The sequence below is a fragment of the Chryseobacterium tructae genome (assembly GCF_030409875.1).
Classification (GTDB): domain Bacteria; phylum Bacteroidota; class Bacteroidia; order Flavobacteriales; family Weeksellaceae; genus Chryseobacterium; species Chryseobacterium tructae.
This window is the reverse complement of sequence record NZ_JAUFQR010000001.1, coordinates 2,275,236-2,294,265: the sequence shown is the minus strand read 5'-3', so window position 1 is coordinate 2,294,265 and position 19,030 is coordinate 2,275,236. Positions and strand designations below refer to the sequence as shown.

Sequence of the window (19,030 nt, the reverse complement as noted above, 5' to 3'; positions counted from 1 at the left end):
GAAGAACAAAGAGCTATAAATATTCTTCTTGAGTAATCCCCATTGATTGTAATATTTTCAAACAAAACAAGATAATTGAATAAAATATCAATTAATTTAAATTAAATTATTAAATAATCACAAAATAAGCAAAATTGATTGTTTTATGTCAATAAAATTGATTAATTTTAAACAAAAACATAATTTAAAAAATAAAGTAAAATGAAAAAGAAATTTATTTTCGTCTGCGCATTAGGTTTAAACCTGATGGGACTACAAGCACAACGCTGGATGCCAGTGTCAGAGAGGGTGAATCCGGAAAGAAAAGAAGTAAATATTCTACAGTCTTACCAATTTGATCTTAATAGCCTGAGAGAATTATTAAAAAATGCTCCGGAAGCAGGTCAGGGAAGTCCAGTAATTGTTTCTCTTCCTACTACTGATGGAAAAATTGAAAGATTCTCCGTATACAGTGCTCCTGTTGTTGAAAAATCAATGGCTGAGAGATATCAGTTGGGTGCTTATTCAGGAGTTGGGTTAGACAATCCTACCAAACAGGTAAGATTCAGTACAGCTCCGAATGATTTTCAATCGATGCTTTTTGATATTAAGACGGGAAAATATGAATTTATAGAACCTATCAATAAAAAAAAGGATGTATATGGGGTTTTCTTTAAATCTAACAAAACATCGGATGGATCTCCTTTTGAATGTACTACATCGGAGCCTGAAAAAGCGAAAAAAGAAATGAAGCAGCTTCTACAATCAAAAAAAGGATTAAATGGCGCGGGGATTTTTAATAAAAGTAATGATAAAAAGTTTCGAACCTATAGACTTGCTGTTTCTGTAAACGGTGAATATACTCAACTTGCCGGAGGTGTTCCGGGCGCTGCTGCACGTATTAACGCTACCATGAACAGAGTAAATGGTGTATTTGAAAAGGATTTTGGCATTCGCATGGTCGTTCAGGACTTTCCACAAATTATTTTTACAGACCCAGCCACAGACCCCTACTCAAATGTTATTGTCAATAACAATTCCAATGGAACAACTTCCTATAGTGCACCATCAGCATGGAATTTACAGGTTCAGCAAACACTTACCAACACTGCAGGTATAGGTAATGGAGCCTATGACGTTGGCCACTTCTTTGGCCACAGAGGTGGTGGCGGATCTGCGGGTCGTGTGGGGAATGTATGTATTGATCCTGCTAACAATGATGACAAAACCTCTAAAGGAGCAGGAATCACCTCTCCGAATATAGTGGATCAGCCTTATGGAGACACTTTTGACATAGACTTTGTAGCCCACGAACTTGGGCATCAGTTTGGAGCTGCTCACACCATGTCTCTTGCACTTCATGGAGCTCAAATGGAGCCAGGTTCCGGTTCTACAATCATGGGCTATGCAGGAATTACAAATGCCAATGTACAGATGAATTCAGATGCTTATTTTCATGTAAAAAATATTGAACAAGTACAGACTTATGTAAATTCAAAAACCTGTGGTACTGTAACTGCGACAACCAATACCCCACCAACCATACAACCCATTCCTCAAAAGACAATCCCTAAGGGCACAGCCTTTATATTAACAGCCAGTGCAACCGATGCCGAAAATGACCCTATGACTTATACATGGGAACAATACGATCTTGCTGCTGCTGCTTTTGGTCAGGTAAATTCATATCGTCCTACGGGAGCTGACTTCAGATCTTACATGCCTACCGCTTCTTCTCATACCCGCTATTTTCCTAAATTTTCAAATGTAATAGATGGCTTTCTTACTAGTTTAGTAGATTGGGAAACCGTATCTAATGTAAAAAGAGACATGAACTTTAAGATAACAGTGAGAGATAACAATCCTGCTACAAATCAACAACAGACACAAAGTGCTCTTGCTAAAGTAATAGTAGGTGATGATGGTCCGTTTACAATAACATCCAATTCTGCATACAGTAATATTCCAACCACAATCAGCTGGGAAGTAGCGAATACCAATACAGCTCCATATAATGTACAAAACGTTAAAATAGACTATACTACAGACAACGGAAGTACGTGGACCGTCATTGCCCCATCTACTCCGAATGACGGCTCTGAAACCTATTCCTTCTCTTCACTTCCAGTAGATACTCATATAAAAATCAGAATAAGTGCTATTGATAATATATTTTATGCAATAGGAAAAGCTACTGTTTCTGCTGCTCAAACCTGTTCTTCATCTGCCCCAGCGGGAATTTCCTTCACAGGAATTACACAAACTAAAGCTACAGTAATCTGGGACGCAGTAGATGGGGGGACTTACTCATTAATGTACAGAAAATTGGGAGCTCCTACCTGGACAACCGTCCCTGTAACAGCAAATTTTTATCATCTTACAGGATTAACTGACGCCACCAAGTATGAAGCACAGGTTGCCAATGTATGCCAATCTGCTACCGGAACTTATTCTCCCCCTAATGTTTTCCTTACACCTCCTTATCAAGGCTGTAGCATTTTTGCAAGCCCGGCAGACGAATATATTTCCAATGTTACGGTAACCCCTGCAGGAATGTCGGCAATCTCAAATGACAGCGGAGCATCAGAATATTCAAATTACACTTCTGATCTGAGCAAACTGATTACTTTGAAAAAAGGAATGGCAGGAAATACGATAAGTGTATCCAAAAAATGGAGCGACTCAAAATATAAAGAAGGAGTAACTGCATGGATTGATTATAACAAGGACGGATTATTCTCTGCTTCTGAGATTATCTTTACCAGTGCTCCAAGTAACATCACTCCTGTTTCAGGAACTTTTACTATTCCTGCAACCGCTTATACTGATGGAAACATTATTATGAGAGTAACATTGGCTTATAATAAACAGGTACAAGACGGGTGTGATGGTACAGATGCAAGAGATGGAGAAACTGAAGATTATCCTGTTCGTATCATGGATGATCAGCCGCTAAGTACTCATGATATCACAAAAGACAACAGTACAATCCAAGTTTATCCTAATCCGGCAAGTGATGTATTGAACATAACAAAAGTTTCTCCTAACGCAAAGTTCACTATTACAAATGCTGCAGGACAACTTGTGATGAGCGGTCAGATCTCAGACAATAAAATCTCCGTTTCAAGACTAAGCACTGGAGCGTATGTCATTTCAATTGAAGATAAAGGAACTGTTTCAAACCTAAAATTTATTAAAAAATAAAAATTTTCATATTTATAACGCCCGGCATTAGCCGGGCTTTTTTTATATATTCCAGAACATTATCCCGTATTTTCCTAGCATCTTTATCGGGCTGTTAATTTAATTTTATACTTTTGAAAAGATTATTAATTTAATTTTACATGAAAAAGCTGTCATACACCCTTTTATTTGTTTCCGGAATTGCTTTCGGACAATTCTTTGAAAGAGATAAAGTTTATACTAAACAAGATACTTTAAAAGGTTCTAATACATCATTCAGAGATTTCTGGGATGTTAAAAAATATGACCTTTCTGTGGAACCTGATTTTGAGCAGAAAAGCATTAAAGGAACTAATAAAATAAGCTTTGAAATTATAAAGGATGTTACCAATCCTGTATTTCAGATTGATCTGCAACAACCTATGAAAGCAGGAAAAGTGACGGCAAGCTTTCCCATTGCCAGCTCTAAACAGGATGGGGATTTTATATTTATCACGACCAAGAAAAAGTTTAAAAAAGGAGAAAAATATACCATTGACGTTGACTATTCCGGGAATCCGCTGATTGCTAAAAATGCCCCCTGGGATGGTGGATGGGTCTTTACCAAAGATAAAAACGGGAATCCATGGATGAGCCCTGCCGTTCAGGGAATCGGGTCTTCTGTCTGGCTTCCGACCAAAGATATCTGGAGTGATGAACCTGACAATGGTATCGTTATGAAAATCATTACCCCCAATGATCTTGTAGGAGTTGGAAACGGAAGATTGATCGATAAAAAAACTAATGGTAACAAAACAACCTATACCTGGGAAGTAAAAAATCCTATCAACGACTACTCTATTATTCCTAATATTGGAAAGTATGTAAATTTTAAAGATACTTTTGATGGGGAAAAAGGAAAACTTGATCTGGATTACTGGGTATTGGATTACAATTTAGAAAAAGCAAAGAAACAGTTTGAACAGGTAAAACCAATGCTTTCTGCATTTGAGTACTGGTTTGGGCCTTATCCTTTCTATGAAGACTCTTATAAACTGGTAGATTCTCCTTATCTGGGGATGGAACACCAAAGCAATGTAGCCTATGGAAATGATTATCAAAACGGCTACCGCGGAAAAGATCTTTCCGGAACAGGAATTGGCTTGAAATGGGATTATATTATCATTCACGAAAGTGGCCACGAATGGTTTGCCAACAATATTACCGCAAAAGATGAGGCAGATATGTGGATTCATGAGAGTTTTTACCATGTACTCAGAAATTCTTTTTTTACAGAAAAAACTATCTTGATAAGAAGTCTGCAGATCTATATGCTATTGGTCTTAGAGGTAAAAATTGCGAATGATGTTCCTATCATTGGAAAATATGGTGTCAGAAATGAAGGAAGTGGAGACATGTATCCAAAGGGAGCCAATATGCTTCATACGATAAGACAGGTCATTAATAATGATGATAAATTCAGACAGATTTTAAGAGGTTTAGGTAAAGATTTCTATCACCAGACTGTTACCACAAAACAAATTGAAGATTATATTTCATCAAAATCGGGAATTGATTTTTCCACTGTTTTTGACCAGTATCTGAGAACCATTAAAATTCCTACTCTTGAATATACTCAAAATGGAGATACCTTGAAATTCAGATATACGGATATTGTGAAAAATCTGAAACTCCCAATCATTATTAATGGGAATCAGACCATAAATCCAACCGAAGAATGGCAGACCGTAAAGCTTAAAAAGAATACTCCGGTTGATTTTAACCGAAATTATTATATTAATTATTTAAGTGTTCAATAAATAAAAAAAGGCAAATTCGCAAATAAGCAAATTTGCCTTTTTTGTTGTTGTGTAAAAATTTTAAGAAAAGTTTAATACTCTATCCGTAACAAAATGAGAAAATAAACAACTATTTAACTATAAATTCAAACCTAATGAGAAAAACAGCACTTAGCTTAGGCCTTTTTGCCGCGTTTTTAGCGAATGCACAATCTATAAAAACCACAATCGACCTCGTTAATGTAAAAGATGATAAAGTAGCGGTTACCATGGAGTTTCCGAAAATGAAATCAGGAGATATTAAATTTCATTTTCCAAAGACGGTTCCGGGAACTTATTCTGTAGATGATTATGGAAGATTCATAGAGGGCATTAAGTTTTATGACAATAAAGGAAAGGAATTGGCCTTTACAAAAGTTAATGACAACAGCTATTCATTGAAAAACGCTCAAAACCTAAACAAGATCACTTATCTTGTAAATGACAGCTTCGATGAAGAAACCGATACATCAAAACATAAAGCAGTGTTTTCTCCTTCAGGAACTGATATTGAGGAAGGAAAAGTTTATATGATCAATACGCATGGTTTTGTCGGATATATTGAAAATATGCAGGATGTTCCTTATCAGCTGGTGATTCAAAAACCGATTGATTTCTATGGAACAACAGCGTTGGTAGATCAGGATAAATCTGAATCTACAGATACCTATACTCTTGCTAATTATGCAAAAGTTACAGATTCACCATTAATGTACACCAAACCGGACTATATTACCTTCAATGCAGGAGGAATGGAACTTGTTCTTGGAGTTTATTCACCAACCGGAAAATATAAAGCTGCTGATTTCAAAGATAATCTTGAGAAGATGGTGATTGCCCAAAAGAAATTCCTTGGGGACATGAATACCAATAAGAAGTACGCCATTATGCTTTACTTATCTGGTGGTAATGGCCCTGACGTTCATGGTTTTGGAGCATTAGAACATCACGAATCTACAAGCGTGGTTCTTCCTGAAGGAATGCCTAAAGATGCTATTGACCAAACGATTACCGATGTAGTTTCTCATGAGTTCTTCCACACGGTAAATCCTTTAAAAACGCATTCTGAAGAGATCCATTATTTTAATTATGCAGATCCGAAAATGTCTCAGCACTTATGGATGTATGAAGGAGGAACTGAGTATTTTGCCAATTTATTCCAAATTCAGGAAGGGCTTATCAACAAGGATGAGTTTCTTAAAAGAATTGTAGAAAAGATTAATAATTCTAAGAAGTACAATGATACCATGCCGTTTACGGTAATGAGTAAAAACGTGTTACAGGATGCTTACAAAGATCAGTATAGAAATGTATATGAAAAAGGAGCTCTTTTGGCCATGTGTATGGATATTGAACTGAGAAAGCTATCCAATGGGGAGATGGGATATCGTGATATGATCAGAAAACTGTCCCAAAGATTTGGTGAAAACAAACCATTCAAAGATGACAAATTGATTGACGAGCTGGTAACCGTAACGGGCTATCCTCAGATCAAGGATTTTTATAATAAATATATTGCAGGAAGCCAGCCTACTCCTTACGCAGAATATCTGAAAATGGTAGGGGTAGAAGTAAGCAAAAAGGAACTTCCTCCTATTTTCTGGTTCATTAAAGATCCTACTCAAACAGGTTACGATCCGGGAACCCAAGCATTAGCATTTGATGAGGATGCTGCTTTATCTCCATTTGCAAAAAGCGTTGGGTTTAAAACGACAGATAAGGTACTTGCTATAGATGGAAGAGTGGTTGACATCAACAAGCTGGCAGATTTAATGGGCTATACCAGAACCATTAAGGAGGGCCAGGAAGTAACGGTAACAATTTTAAGAGACAATGCCGGTAAAAATGAAAAAATGACTCTTAAAGGTAAAGCTATTCTGGATAAAGTAGACAGAGAAAAAATCCAGTTCAAAGCCAATCCGACGCCGGAAGAATTAAAACTACAAACTCAATGGTTAACAGGTAAAAAATAAATGAGAAAGCGGGGATATTTTCCCCGCTTTTTATTATTCCATATTATGGTAAATCTTTAAATAAACCTTGTAGATGTTGGAAAACGATAAGATTTAGACTTCACTACTATACTTTTTTAATGGTAATTCTGAATGTAGTCCCCTTTCCTACTTCTGTCTGAGAAATCTTAATGTCTCCATTATGATATTCATGAATGACTCTTTGTGCCAGTGACAACCCTAATCCCCAGCCTCTCTTTTTGGTAGAATATCCCGGCTTAAAAGCATTTCTTGCCTGCTGGCTTGTCATTCCGCTCCCATTGTCTTTTACTTCAATCAGTATATTTTTGTTTCTTTCAAAGACTGACATTACAATAGTCCCCTGCCCTTTCATAGCATCAACAGCATTTTTCACCAGGTTTTCAATGACCCAGCTCATCAAGATTTTATTATGCGGAACTAAAACGATATAAGCAGGAAGCTGGAGAGTAAAATCAACCTTTCTGGAGATCCTTGTCTTTAAATAATCATAGTTCTCCTGAATTGTTTCATTGAAATTCATATCATTCAGTTCCGGAACTGAACCTATTTTTGAGAAACGTTCAGAAATTGTCCTTAGCCTTTCAATATCCTTTTCGATCTCCACAACCCCTTCGGAATCCGGATTTTCCAATTTCATAATTTCCATCCAGCCGATCATTGAAGACAAAGGTGTTCCAATCTGATGGGCGGTTTCTTTCGCTAAACCAGCCCAAAGATACCCTTCATCCGTCTTTTTAATGGTCTTAAAAAACCAGAAAGTAAATCCAAAATACAGCAGAATAAACAACCCCAAAATATAAGGTGAATACCTCAGATTATTAAGCAATCGTGAATTGTCATAATACACAAACTGGTTATTTCCATCCGGAACCTTAATTTCAATCGGATCATAATTCTTTTCCATCTTAATGATCAGATCATGAAGTTTTTCAGGGTTTTTAATGGTACTTTCAGGGATATTGCGATAATATCCAAGATCAAGAATGGGATTTTTATATTTATCCGTCACAATAAACGGAATCGTATTGTTAATATTCAGAATTTCAGGCAGCAGATCCAGAACATCAGTATCGGGACTTTTGACTTCCTGCTGGATTCGGATTGCCTTGGAAAGCAGATTGATCCTTTTAATCTCCTCTTTTCTCAGGAAATTAATCAATATGGTAGAAGATACCACGATGGCAATGACCAAAGTAGTCATTACAACAAAAATGATCCAGTTATTCAGTCTGGTTAATATGGATTTCCTCAAAGTTATTTATTTTAAAACATTAAGAATTTTCTGCAGCTCGGCACTTCCACTCCCTTGATAGTTATTGATAATAATTGAAAACACATATTTCTTTCCATCCTTTGCCGTTTGATAGCCTGCAAAAGATTTGGTATCTCTCATCGTCCCACTTTTCATTTTCATCCCATTATCTTGTATTGGAAACCCATCATAATAAGAATCAAACCAAGATTGTTTCTTAGCATATAAAAGAGCCTGTACCTCGGCTTTTGCTGATACATAATTTTGTGGAGAAAGTCCACTTCCATCAGCAAAATTGATCATATTAGGGTTTATTCCCTTTGATTTCCAGAATTCTTTTAAATACGTTACTCCGCTTTTAAAACTTGAGTTTCCTTTTTTCTCTTTTCCCAAGGTTTTAATCATCGTTTCTCCGTACAGATTGATACTTTTTCTCAAAAACCAATAGACAATTTTATCCAATGTTGGAGATTGGTATGTAAGAATGATATTATTTTTAGGAGCTTCCACAGCCTGTTTTCCTTCTAATTCAATCTGTGAATTGGTAATTGCTTTTCCGGAAAGCTCAACGCCGGATTCTTTTAACCACTGTTTTACTTCCATCGCCAATTGCAAAGGTGGATTTGGGGTAGCCCCTGAAACCGTTACTGTTTTTCCAGCTGGAAGCATTCCGTTAATCAGTGCTACATTGGAATGAGGCGCTGTAAAGATTAAGCTCTGATCAGAACTTCCGCCTGCTTTCAGATCATTCAACCATTTTACTCCTTCCAATGGATAAGAAAAGTTTTTAAAATCCGTCCCATTAATGTTGATATCAAACTGATTTTCTTTCCAGTTGATGCCCCAAACTCCTGCTCCATAGTAATTCCCAAGATCATCCCATGGCCATCCGCCTGGAATAGTCTGATGATCAAAATAAGAATCATCAATGATCAGATCACCGGAAATCTTTGTAATCCCTGAGTTTTTAATGGCATCCATCAATTTCTTTTTGAAACTTTCAGGTTTATAGGCTTCATATCGCCAGCTTCCTAAGGTAGGATCACCATTGGAACTGATGAAAAGATTTCCATTCAAAGTCCCTCCGGATATACTTCCTGAATAACTTGAAGTAGTAGTATAAGTATAGTTTTTACCTAATGTTTCTAACGCGGCACCAGCTGTAAAGATTTTCTGGGTAGAAGCAGTAGACAGCCCTTTGCTTCCTTGGTATTCATATATAAAATTACCACTTTCATCAGATACATAAAACGATAAATTGGAAGCAACTGCTCCTGAAGAATCCATAAGATCTTTAGTGGCTTTATCTAATTTTTGGCCTATATTCTGAGCCAAAACCATCTGTACAGAAAGCGTGAGAACTGCAAGTGTTTTTTTCATTGCATTGTTGTTTTTATGCTAAACTTTTGCTGATATTCCTGAAACACTGCCGGAACAATTTACATTTTGAAGAGCAGCAATTCATGAGTTTATTATTTCAAATTCTAAATCAAATATAGTTAAAATAAAAGCTTTTCATATTCCTCAAGATCGCTGGGTGTAAAAAGAATCTGATGGGCAGGATTTTTCTCAAATGAACGATCATTTCTTAAATATTTTTCATTATCGTCTTCATCTATAAAAATATCCATTTGACATTCTTTTATATATTCTGACTTGTCTTCGTAATCATTTATATGATATTGACTACTTCCCCATGATTCGTTATAACAACGTAAACAAGAGTTATGATAAAGAGCTTTATGTCCACAGATTTCACAACTCTCCAGATTTTGAAGCAAATCTGAGATCTTGCTTTGCATATCTTCCGGAAATAAATGCAGAGGAACGGTCTTTAAGAGCAGATAATAATTCGATTCCTGATATGAAAAACAGAACGGCTCATCTGTATGAGCAGTTTCCTTCGTGTAAAGGTTTAATTGTTGAAGATCAAAGTCCACTTCTGCCTTTACAACATTTTTCAGATTCAGTAGTATTGTCTTCCCATATATAACATTCTGCTCTTCATCGATGTCTATTTCCGGCTTTTGTTCAAGAAAATGACTTAGGCATAAAGTAGTTTGCCATGAGTTGATCGTTCTTTTTTTGCCTTCAGCGCCACAGATCTCGCAAACTTTTTGAGATAATTCAGAATATTTTTCCGTAATTTTTTTAAGAACAATGTTTAACTCTTCATTCTCGGAATAAATAGTACAATACAGTTCTCCGAATCTTTCCTTTCCAAAAACATCATATTCCATATTCCAACCTGAGACAGCCATTTCAGACAACATTTTTCCGATCAGATCATTCCAGCCGGTGCTATTTACTGAAAAGTTCTTCAGGTTACGCTCTATAAAATAACTGATGTCTTCCTGCTTCATTATAATGTACTTCCTGTTTCTATTTCGTAAGGTTCCTTTCCTTTCTCAAAAATCCTGGTTAATTCACTTCCTTCTACAGTAATTACATCATTGATTTTTCTGATCCAGTTTCCTTCTCTAAGCCCTACTACTTTGGTGTCATTTTGGGTAAGAAATTCCATTATACGGGTTTCTCTTGTTTCTCCGTTATGCTTTAAATCCGGATTGGGATCAAGATAATGAGGATTAAGATTAAACGGAACCAACCCCATACAGTCGAAACTTGGTGGATAAACAATTGGCATATCGTTCGTCGTTTTCATGTTCTGTCCTCCAATATTGCTTCCAGCACTGCATCCAAGGTAAGGCTTCCCACCACTTACATTTTCTTTCAAAATAGACATTAATCCTTCTTCATGCAAGGTTTTAACCAATAAAAATGTATTTCCACCGCCTGTAAAAAAGCCTTTTGCCTGGTGTAAGGCTTCCATTTTATCTTCAAATTCGTGAAGACCTTTTACTTTGATATTGATTGTTTCGAAAAATGAACGGGCTTTTGCTGTATACTCATCATGGGAAATACCTCCCGGTCTTGCAAAGGGTACGAAAACAATCTCGTCAATTCCTGTATATAATTGGATTAATTCTTCTCTTAAATATTCCAGATATTCTCCACCAAAAAGTGTGGATGTAGAAGCTAATATGATATTCATAGGATATATGATTAATTAAAAATAGTTGAATGACAAAGATACCTCAATCCTCAACGAATCAAAAATTAATCTAAAAAAAACACGAATCCCGTTAATATTTTCTAAAAAATCTTAAAGCCTCTAAAATTTAGGCTTTTCTGGAATTATTATTGAATTTTAGAATTCAGAATTATAAAATATAAGATTATGAAAATGCCGAAAGTTAACATCAAAAACCTATTTGCAGGTTTAATTCTTGTAGGAAGTGCAAGTTTTGTAAGTGCTCAAACCACTCAAACAGACAGTGCAAGCAGTACAGCAACTCAGGCTGCTGTAACTCAATCTCAGAACCCTACCATTGAATCTCTTAAAAAACAAATTGAAGCCAATCCAAAGATACGGAAGCCTTAGCTAAATTAGCAGGTGCTTACCAAGAAGCTTCAGACTGGACTAATGCCGTAGATACCTGGAAAAAGATATCTGCTTTATTACCAGACTGGGCTCCATCTTATTATAGTCAGGCATATGCCTATCAATCGGCTAAAGACGATGCCAATGCCAAAATGGCTTATGAAAAGTATATTGCAAAGGTAAAACCTGAAGAAGTGGAGGAGAATAAAAAGAATCTGGCCTATGCTTACTTTTATATAGCCTTCGCTGAACAGCAAAGCGATCCTAATAAAGCCAAACAACATATTGCAAAATCTCTGCAGTATGACCCAAACAATCAGGACGCTATAAAACTGAGTAAAACTTTAAATTCATAAAAAGAAAAATCCGGAACATGTTCCGGATTTTTCTTTTTATGGTAATACGATCGTAAATAAAAATTATACTGTATTACCTACTCAATCTTCTTTCCAAAAAAATCTATTTCCCCATGCAAATGGCGGATAATCTTTTCAATATTCCGCTGAACACTTACTTCTGTTTTCAGATTATTGATATATTTCATAAGCTCGTGCCTTCTCGAAGGAATCAATTTTTCAAAGTTTGCTGTCGCCAGCATACTGCTTTTTATAGCCTTTTCCAGTTCTGGATGAATAGAAATACTTCTTTCTACATCATCATATTCCAACACAACTTCAATCATTTCGCCAATCCTCTTGGGTGAATTTTTTAGCATGGTCAAATTCACATACAATCTCCATTCGCCCAAATACTTCATCAAATTTTGCTCAAACTCCTTTCCATTCACTGTTCCTTTCACCGGAATCGGACTTTTATTCTTTCCTGAGCTCTCAAAAATTCTTTCAAGAACCTCTTCCGGAATAAAAACAAAAGGGTTGATTCCTATGATTTCTAAAGTGGCTTTAAAAGAAGGTTTCATGGGACTGGGTTATAGGTTGTAGGTAAAATTAGTTAATTAGATTTTATGTACAATGAAATTTTTCTTTTGCGATTGTAATGATTACTTATTATTTACTATCTATTCTTCATTTTTCTTATGGAGAGTCTTTATACACTTTCATACTTATACTCTCCCACTCAAACAAGCATCCGAAAAATCATACTCCAGAACTCAATTAAATCACTTATCTTTGTATCAATAAATCTATTTAACAAAATGAAATTTTTTATTGACACAGCTAATTTAGAGCAAATCAAGGAAGCTAAAGATCTTGGAATCTTAGATGGTGTAACAACCAACCCTTCTTTAATGGCTAAAGAGGGTATTCAGGGAACTGAAGCGATCAAAAACCATTATAAAACGATCTGCGAGCTTGTAGACGGAGATATTTCTGCTGAAGTACTTTCTACAACGTATGAAGAAATGATCAAAGAAGGAGACGAATTGGCTGCAATCCACCCAAACATCGTTGTAAAAATTCCAATGATCAAGGATGGTATCAAAGCGTTAAAATATTTTTCTGACAAAGGAATCAGAACCAACTGTACATTGATCTTCTCTCCAGGACAGGCTCTTTTGGCAGCTAAAGCAGGAGCTACTTATGTATCTCCATTCCTAGGAAGATTAGATGATATTTCTACAGACGGATTAAACCTTATCCAGGAGATCAGATTAATTTTTGACAACTATATGTTTGAAACTGAAATCTTAGCAGCTTCTATCCGTCACTCAATGCACATCATCGACTGTGCTAAAATCGGAGCTGATGTTATCACCTCTCCACTTCCTCCGATCTTGAGCTTATTAAAGCACCCATTAACAGACAGCGGATTGGCTCAGTTTATTGCTGATTCTCAGAAATTATCTTAATTACTGACTGTTATTTTAAAATATAAAAATCCCGGAAACTTCGTTCCGGGATTTTGTTTTTATTCATTGTCTTCAATATTTTTCACAACCCTACAAGGATTTCCTACGGCTACAACATTCTCCGGGATGTCCTTTGTTACTACACTTCCTGCTCCTATTACAGCATTATTTCCAATCGTAACACCAGGTAAAACCACTACATTCCCCCCAAACCACACATTGTCTCCTACTGTAATTGGATGTGCATATTCCAATCCTTCATTTCTTTGTTTTACATCAAGCGGATGTCCTGCTGTGTAGAAACTACAATTGGGGCCAATAAAAACATGATCCCCAAATGTTACTTTAGCACAATCTAAAATCACAAGGTTATGATTGGAATAAAAATTTTCACCACCTCAATATTATATCCGTAATCGCACCAGAAAGAGGGTTCAATACATAGATTTTCCTTTGTAGTGCCCAATATCTTTTTGAGCAGCTGACTTCTTCCTTCTGCATCAGAATTTTTCAACGCATTATATTCCAGACAAAGATCCTTACAAACAATACGCTCTTTAATTAACTGCTGATCATAATTTGCATTATATAAAAGTCCCGCTTCACATTTTTCTTTTTCTGTCATAAAGTTTAAGATTTCTGGTTTAAGGTTGTTAAAAATAGAAATATTTATCCTAATAAAATTTATTAAGCTCCTTCAAATAAAAACAGGATAGCCTTTTGAGCGATCCTGTTCAATAGAAAATAATAATTTTAGTTCACCAGATCCGGTTCTATCGGATTGTTGTCTTTTTGAAGCATCTCTTTGGTTCGCTTCTCCATTTCTTTGAAGACCTCATTGGGGTCTGTAAATTCTTTTCCGTCTGTCGTCTTTATTTTAAAAGCCACTTTTCCTCCGGCCTCACCACTATTGCTCATCATCATCTCCCTCATATTCTTTGTAGGATCATTCACATACGCTTTCCATACTTTTTTAAACTGATCTTTTGTCACTTCAATATCCTTACCGTCCAGTCCCAGTATTTTCACATTTCCTGGAAGCGAAAGCTCTGCATCTTTCACCTGAGCTTTTATACTTTTATTCCCTACAAGTTGCATACTGTGAGAGCCTGTAGCATCTTCTAATTTTACAATAAGACCCGGAAGCCCGTAAATATATAAGGACCATCCTGAATAGGAATATCTGTAGTAAACCATGCAATCCAGTCTCTTCCTCCAAAACTTGTGGTTGCTTTTTGAGTATTGTATTCTCCTATTTTCTGTTTTTCAGTTAAAATTTTCCATTCTGGTTTTTTATCTTCCTTAATCTTGTATTTATCCATAGAAATACTTCTGAAAAGGTAAGTTTTAAAATCAGGATACTGCTTGGTTACTCTATAGGAAACCATTCCCGGCTTTTCACTTCTGTTCATACTTATACTCCCGCTTCCTGCCTTCAGTTGCTTTTCAAGATTAGCTCTTCCTATGGAATCTGCGACAAATTTATCCTGACTATAATAGTTTGATCCGTTTTTATCAATATCCAGCAACATCATTTCTTTCTTTACATCATCTTTATTGTTAGAATCCGGAATAAACTTGTATTCATAGAAAAACCTGTTGGACTGTGCATTGGCAAAGACCCCCAGGAGCATAAAAAATAGAACTTTAGCTTTCATAATGTATGATTAAAAAGAGGCTTTGCCAATACTCTATTGACAAAGCCTGGTTGAACTTTATTTCTTTGTCTGAATTCTTATTTCATTCTGTGTGCCTCTTACTTTATTTTCCTTAATAATATTCATACTTTCAATATTCTCAGGTCGTATCGTAAAAGCTTCTGCTTTGGAAACTTCATTTCCGTTAACGAAGTATTTGGAATCATCCCAACTCTTTACATCATATTTTTTAACTCCATTCATGGTAATGTTTCCATTTCCATCTCTTTTGATAAAATCGGCTTGCAAAACCATAGTCTTGGGTGAACCGTTTGCAGCAGTAAAGTTGATGCTCTTAAAATTCCTTCTTACATTATCAGCTTCCTGTCTTGCCTCTTCTCCGTCCACTTTTGCTTTATCGTTTTCTTTTTTTGTTTTATCAAACTCAATTCGTGCTTGTTCAGCAGCTACTTTTCCAATTTTTGCAGCCTCCCTTGCAATTTTTGCAGCTTCCTTTCCTGCTTTATTAGCCTTGCTAGCTTCTATTGCCGCTTTGGCTCCTTCTATTGCTGCTTTTTCAGCTTCCTTTCCAGCTTTACTGGCCTCTCTAGCTGCTTTGGCTCCCTCCTTTGCTGCTTTTTCAGCTTCTTTCTTTATTTTATTAATCTCTTGTGGAGAAAGAGGGTTCATATTTTCAAGATCCTTCATCTGCTTTTTCCATTCATCAGATTTGAAATAGGCATCAACTTCGATATTAGCTGCAATACTGCCCATTTCTGCTGCCATAGAACTTATTTCCTCAATCTTCTTATTAAAAGCTTCGGTTTCTGGATCTAACCCATCAAGTTCTTTTTCCTTTTCGCTTATCTTTTTCTCAAGTTCAGCTAATCGTGCTTCATCTTCCGGAGAGATAGATCCGGGTTCTACCATTTTCACCTTCCCCGGTTTTTCAGGACTTATGGTGGTATCTTTTTTAATTTCCGAAACTGCTTTCTTAATAGACAGGTTTGTTTCTTCAATCTCTCTATTCTTAGCATTTACTAAATAAGCAAAAGCTACTGTAAATAAAACCGGCAACGCAAGGATTCTACGCGCATACCCGAATTTGGTTTTTGGTTTTTGTAACATTTTAAGTCTTTTTTTAAGGTTTGAACTTAGAAACGGACTGGCAGCAGCCAACTGTGTTCCGGAAAAGTGGCTTGCTAAAAGCATCTGCGCAAATGCTTTAGTGTCCGAATGCTTTACGGCTTTTTGATCAGCCTGATACTCATGAATTAAACTAATTTCTCTTTTAATGATATGAAAGAACGGATTAAACCAGAAAACAGCGGTTACCACTTCAATAAGAATTCTATCTAATGAATGTTTCTGTTCAATATGTACCATCTCATGCTTTAAAATCTGTTTTCCGATTTCAGAATCCAGCGTAATGCTATTCTTCCAGAAAAGGTTTTTAAAATATGAAAACGGGGCTTCTGTCAGATTTGTACGGTAAAAATTGATCCCGTCAAAACTTTCTTTCTGAAACTGTTCCTTAAACTGCTGAATCTTGAAGATTCCGTAGATAAGCTTCCCTAAAAAATAGAAAGAAACCAGTCCCAGAGCTGAAAAAATAATGTTAAAATAAAGGTTACCATTGTTTAAGTTTTTTTCTGTATTAAAATTCTTCATCTTACCAAGAAGCAAATACATCTCATTACTTACTTCTATTGTAAAGTCCTCTATTTTGATAAGCGGCAGCAATAGCGATATCAAAATGGCAAACAACAGATAGAATCTGTTATAATGATGAAATGTCTTGTCTTTTAAAGACAACTGGTAGTACAAAAACATTACACCTGAACATAAAATTACTTTTCCAAAGTATAAAAGTAAGGTCTCCATGGTTATTAGTCTTTATGTTTGAGTTCGTCTAATAGCATCTCCAGATCTTCTACAGTCATTTCATTCTTTTCTACCAAAAATGAAACAGCACTTTTATAGGATCCTTTGAAATAGTTCTTTACAAGGCTTTTCATGATCTTCCCTGAATACTGTTCTTTTGTAACCATTGGAAAATATTCATGTTGTCTTCCATGGACGTTGTAGTCTACAAATTCCTTGTCCTTTAATACTTTTAGAATGGTAGAAACAGTATTCGTATGTGGTTTAGGTTCCGGGAAAAGGTCAAGAATATCTTTAAGAAATCCTTTTTCCAATTTCCATACATACTGCATTACTTGTTCTTCTGCCTTTGTTAAAGTCTGGTTTTTCATATCCTGTTCATTTGTCATTAAAGTGATATATAATTTGCAACTTTAATATCACTAAGAAATTAGTTATACAAATGTAGAAATAAATTTGATTCAAACAACTATTTTTTTAGTGATAAACAAAAATCAACCACAACAGATTGTAAATCAATGTTATAATTTTAGTCAAATATAGTTTTTTTATACGTAATGATTTCTATTTTATGGATGATTTCATTGTAAGGTCATGCTATCTATCGTTATCAAGCTCAAAAAATATATTTCTGTTCTTTATGAGAATGTATTTTTTAGTAATCACTTTTGTACAACTAAGCATCAATTCCCATAAATCCTAATAAAAGTCAGGTTTTGAAGGTAAAATTAAGCCTTCCCTTTCATTAGAATTATGATAAATAATTTATATTTGCAATTCTGTTATTTTTAATAAGACTAAATAGTAATAAAATGCAAAAGCTCAATAACCGGAAATCTAAAGGAACCTTTAAAAAATACATTCTGAAAGCTCATTTATGGCTAGGGCTGTTTTCAGGAATCATTGTTCTAATTGTTTCTTTATCGGGTGCATTTTTTGTTTTTAATGAAGACATTACAGCCTTGTTGCGTAGAGAAGATATCTTTCATGGGGAGAAAGATATTCAACATAAGAAGCCTATTCCTCTCCGCGAGCTAAAAGATATAGTGAATACTCAATTGAAAAATGAGATCGTAAAAGCAGAAGAAGTTACCATTCCCATTGATCCTGCCCGTTCTTATCAATTTGGATTGATTAAAGGTAATCCTGATGGCTGGAATCACTTCAACAGTATTATTATCTATAAAAATGTTTATGTAAACCAATATACCGGAAAAGTAATCGCCATATATGATGTAAAAAATAATCCTTTCTTTATTTGTATGGCCTTGCACCGCTCATTATTGCTAAGCGATAGTGTTGGTGGTACTATTGTAGGAATATCTACGATCATCTTTGTAATCATGCTGATTACCGGGATTATCCTGTGGTGGCCAAAGAATAAAAAGATGCGCAAGCAGCGCCTATGGTTTCAATGGGATAAAGTAAAAGGTTGGCGACGTAAGAACTACGACGTACACAATATCCTTGGATTTTATGCTTCTTTTCTGGCTATTATTGTAGCTATTACCGGAATCATGTACTCATTCCGTATTACCCAAACATGGGTATATATATTGCTTAACGGCTTTTCTTCTGCTACACCAGATTACAGTCAGTACAAAACCACTGCGCCGGAATCGGTTGAAACTACAACAACGATAGACCGTATTATAGAGGAGGTAAAACTTCATTATCCGAAAGCCTATTCTTTTGGAATTGATCTGGAAGATCATGCCGAAGCAGATCACAAACACGATAATCTAAGCATTTGGATCAAGGAAAAAGAATTCACTTATGCAGAATCTTCCATGATGATTTTCGATGAACATTCAGGGAAAATTCTGTTTGACCGGCCCCACGGCGATAAACCTATGGCTGAAAGAGCTACAGATGCTACTTATGATTTGCATGTAGGAGCCTTCTTTGGAATGCCCGGAAAAATACTGGCATTTATCATGAGCTTATTCTGTGCCTCCCTGCCAATAACCGGTTTTATGATCTGGTGGGGTCGAAAAAATAAAAAGAAAACAACAAGCTAAATCTATTA

At 35.7% G+C, this 19,030-nt stretch carries 18 protein-coding genes; 7 read left to right on the top strand and 11 right to left on the bottom strand.

Annotated features, from left to right (window positions below; genetic code table 11):
• The first annotated feature begins 201 nt into the window (after window positions 1–201).
• From QWZ06_RS11350 to QWZ06_RS11340, 3 genes are all read left to right on the top strand, one after another.
• Entirely contained in the window at window positions 202–3,183 is a 2,982-nt protein-coding gene (locus QWZ06_RS11350; protein WP_290298111.1) for a reprolysin-like metallopeptidase, read from the top strand.
• Window positions 3,184–3,323: 140 nt separating this feature from the next.
• On the top strand, window positions 3,324–4,961 hold the full coding sequence (locus tag QWZ06_RS11345; RefSeq protein ID WP_290298109.1) for a M1 family metallopeptidase: 1,638 nt from the start codon (window positions 3,324–3,326) through the stop codon (window positions 4,959–4,961).
• 134 nt (window positions 4,962–5,095) lie between these two features.
• Entirely contained in the window at window positions 5,096–6,952 is a 1,857-nt protein-coding gene (locus tag QWZ06_RS11340) for a M61 family metallopeptidase (RefSeq protein WP_290298107.1), read from the top strand.
• 106 nt (window positions 6,953–7,058) lie between these two features.
• On the opposite strand, the gene QWZ06_RS11335 is transcribed toward QWZ06_RS11340, so the two are convergent.
• From QWZ06_RS11335 to pepE, 4 genes are all read right to left on the bottom strand, one after another.
• On the bottom strand, window positions 7,059–8,225 hold the full coding sequence (locus tag QWZ06_RS11335; RefSeq protein ID WP_290298106.1) for a sensor histidine kinase: 1,167 nt from the start codon (window positions 8,223–8,225) through the stop codon (window positions 7,059–7,061).
• A 6-nt stretch (window positions 8,226–8,231) separates the two neighbouring features.
• Window positions 8,232–9,605 carry a D-alanyl-D-alanine carboxypeptidase/D-alanyl-D-alanine endopeptidase gene (gene dacB, locus QWZ06_RS11330; RefSeq protein WP_290298105.1) on the bottom strand — a complete coding sequence of 458 codons (1,374 nt, stop codon included), beginning with the start codon at window positions 9,603–9,605 and terminating at the stop codon, window positions 8,232–8,234.
• Window positions 9,606–9,724: 119 nt separating this feature from the next.
• Window positions 9,725–10,588, bottom strand: coding sequence for a hypothetical protein (locus QWZ06_RS11325; protein ID WP_290298104.1), 864 nt, complete (start codon window positions 10,586–10,588; stop codon window positions 9,725–9,727).
• A complete protein-coding gene (gene pepE / locus QWZ06_RS11320) occupies window positions 10,588–11,280 on the bottom strand; it encodes a dipeptidase PepE (protein ID WP_290298103.1) in 693 nt (230 codons plus the stop codon). The genes QWZ06_RS11325 and pepE overlap by 1 nt, the downstream gene beginning before the upstream one ends.
• Before the next feature lie 186 nt (window positions 11,281–11,466).
• Between pepE and QWZ06_RS11315 the strand changes: the two genes are divergently transcribed.
• Window positions 11,467–11,670, top strand: a complete 204-nt coding sequence (locus QWZ06_RS11315; RefSeq protein WP_290298102.1) for a hypothetical protein — start codon at window positions 11,467–11,469, stop codon at window positions 11,668–11,670.
• Window positions 11,671–11,822: 152 nt separating this feature from the next.
• Window positions 11,823–12,026 carry a hypothetical protein gene (locus tag QWZ06_RS11310; RefSeq protein WP_290298101.1) on the top strand — a complete coding sequence of 68 codons (204 nt, stop codon included), beginning with the start codon at window positions 11,823–11,825 and terminating at the stop codon, window positions 12,024–12,026.
• A 77-nt stretch (window positions 12,027–12,103) separates the two neighbouring features.
• Here QWZ06_RS11310 and QWZ06_RS11305 read toward each other — a convergent pair whose 3' ends face one another.
• Window positions 12,104–12,589 (bottom strand): YdeI/OmpD-associated family protein, encoded by a 486-nt coding sequence (locus QWZ06_RS11305; RefSeq protein ID WP_290298100.1) that lies wholly within the window; start codon window positions 12,587–12,589, stop codon window positions 12,104–12,106.
• Window positions 12,590–12,826: 237 nt separating this feature from the next.
• On the opposite strand from QWZ06_RS11305, the gene fsa reads away from it, so the two are divergent.
• A complete protein-coding gene (fsa, locus tag QWZ06_RS11300; RefSeq protein WP_290298099.1) occupies window positions 12,827–13,480 on the top strand; it encodes a fructose-6-phosphate aldolase in 654 nt (217 codons plus the stop codon).
• A 59-nt stretch (window positions 13,481–13,539) separates the two neighbouring features.
• On the opposite strand, the gene QWZ06_RS27855 is transcribed toward fsa, so the two are convergent.
• The 6 genes from QWZ06_RS27855 to QWZ06_RS11275 form a co-directional block, all read right to left on the bottom strand.
• Window positions 13,540–13,845, bottom strand: coding sequence for a sugar O-acetyltransferase (locus QWZ06_RS27855; RefSeq protein WP_353959962.1), 306 nt, complete (start codon window positions 13,843–13,845; stop codon window positions 13,540–13,542).
• On the bottom strand, window positions 13,842–14,105 hold the full coding sequence (locus tag QWZ06_RS27850) for a maltose acetyltransferase domain-containing protein (protein ID WP_353959961.1): 264 nt from the start codon (window positions 14,103–14,105) through the stop codon (window positions 13,842–13,844). The genes QWZ06_RS27855 and QWZ06_RS27850 overlap by 4 nt, the downstream gene beginning before the upstream one ends.
• A gap of 128 nt (window positions 14,106–14,233) precedes the next feature.
• Window positions 14,234–14,578, bottom strand: a complete 345-nt coding sequence (locus QWZ06_RS11290) for a hypothetical protein (RefSeq protein ID WP_290298094.1) — start codon at window positions 14,576–14,578, stop codon at window positions 14,234–14,236.
• A gap of 29 nt (window positions 14,579–14,607) precedes the next feature.
• On the bottom strand, window positions 14,608–15,138 hold the full coding sequence (locus QWZ06_RS11285) for a GLPGLI family protein (RefSeq protein ID WP_290298091.1): 531 nt from the start codon (window positions 15,136–15,138) through the stop codon (window positions 14,608–14,610).
• A 57-nt stretch (window positions 15,139–15,195) separates the two neighbouring features.
• Window positions 15,196–17,001, bottom strand: a complete 1,806-nt coding sequence (locus tag QWZ06_RS11280) for a M56 family metallopeptidase (protein ID WP_290298090.1) — start codon at window positions 16,999–17,001, stop codon at window positions 15,196–15,198.
• A gap of 5 nt (window positions 17,002–17,006) precedes the next feature.
• The gene (locus QWZ06_RS11275) at window positions 17,007–17,372 is read right to left on the bottom strand and encodes a BlaI/MecI/CopY family transcriptional regulator (RefSeq protein ID WP_290301345.1); all 366 of its coding nucleotides are present in this window, start codon (window positions 17,370–17,372) and stop codon (window positions 17,007–17,009) included.
• 441 nt (window positions 17,373–17,813) lie between these two features.
• Here QWZ06_RS11275 and QWZ06_RS11270 point away from each other — a divergent pair, with 441 nt between their 5' ends.
• Entirely contained in the window at window positions 17,814–19,022 is a 1,209-nt protein-coding gene (locus QWZ06_RS11270) for a PepSY-associated TM helix domain-containing protein (RefSeq protein ID WP_290298089.1), read from the top strand.
• The last annotated feature ends 8 nt before the right edge of the window (window positions 19,023–19,030 follow it).

Bases quoted from the DNA above. Each gene is read 5' to 3' on its own strand.
- QWZ06_RS11280 (WP_290298090.1), bottom strand. From the start codon at position 17,001: ATGGAGACCTTACTTTTATACTTTGGAAAAGTAATTTTATGTTCAGGT.
- QWZ06_RS11325 (WP_290298104.1), bottom strand. From the start codon at position 10,588: ATGAAGCAGGAAGACATCAGTTATTTTATAGAGCGTAACCTGAAGAAC.
- QWZ06_RS11350 (WP_290298111.1), top strand. From the start codon at position 202: ATGAAAAAGAAATTTATTTTCGTCTGCGCATTAGGTTTAAACCTGATG.
- pepE (WP_290298103.1), bottom strand. From the start codon at position 11,280: ATGAATATCATATTAGCTTCTACATCCACACTTTTTGGTGGAGAATAT.
- QWZ06_RS11315 (WP_290298102.1), top strand. From the start codon at position 11,467: ATGAAAATGCCGAAAGTTAACATCAAAAACCTATTTGCAGGTTTAATT.
- QWZ06_RS11340 (WP_290298107.1), top strand. From the start codon at position 5,096: ATGAGAAAAACAGCACTTAGCTTAGGCCTTTTTGCCGCGTTTTTAGCG.
- QWZ06_RS11275 (WP_290301345.1), bottom strand. From the start codon at position 17,372: ATGAAAAACCAGACTTTAACAAAGGCAGAAGAACAAGTAATGCAGTAT.
- QWZ06_RS27850 (WP_353959961.1), bottom strand. From the start codon at position 14,105: ATGACAGAAAAAGAAAAATGTGAAGCGGGACTTTTATATAATGCAAAT.
- QWZ06_RS11270 (WP_290298089.1), top strand. From the start codon at position 17,814: ATGCAAAAGCTCAATAACCGGAAATCTAAAGGAACCTTTAAAAAATAC.
- QWZ06_RS11305 (WP_290298100.1), bottom strand. From the start codon at position 12,589: ATGAAACCTTCTTTTAAAGCCACTTTAGAAATCATAGGAATCAACCCT.
- QWZ06_RS11290 (WP_290298094.1), bottom strand. From the start codon at position 14,578: ATGCAACTTGTAGGGAATAAAAGTATAAAAGCTCAGGTGAAAGATGCA.
- dacB (WP_290298105.1), bottom strand. From the start codon at position 9,605: ATGAAAAAAACACTTGCAGTTCTCACGCTTTCTGTACAGATGGTTTTG.
- fsa (WP_290298099.1), top strand. From the start codon at position 12,827: ATGAAATTTTTTATTGACACAGCTAATTTAGAGCAAATCAAGGAAGCT.
- QWZ06_RS11285 (WP_290298091.1), bottom strand. From the start codon at position 15,138: ATGAAAGCTAAAGTTCTATTTTTTATGCTCCTGGGGGTCTTTGCCAAT.
- QWZ06_RS11310 (WP_290298101.1), top strand. From the start codon at position 11,823: ATGGCTTATGAAAAGTATATTGCAAAGGTAAAACCTGAAGAAGTGGAG.
- QWZ06_RS11345 (WP_290298109.1), top strand. From the start codon at position 3,324: ATGAAAAAGCTGTCATACACCCTTTTATTTGTTTCCGGAATTGCTTTC.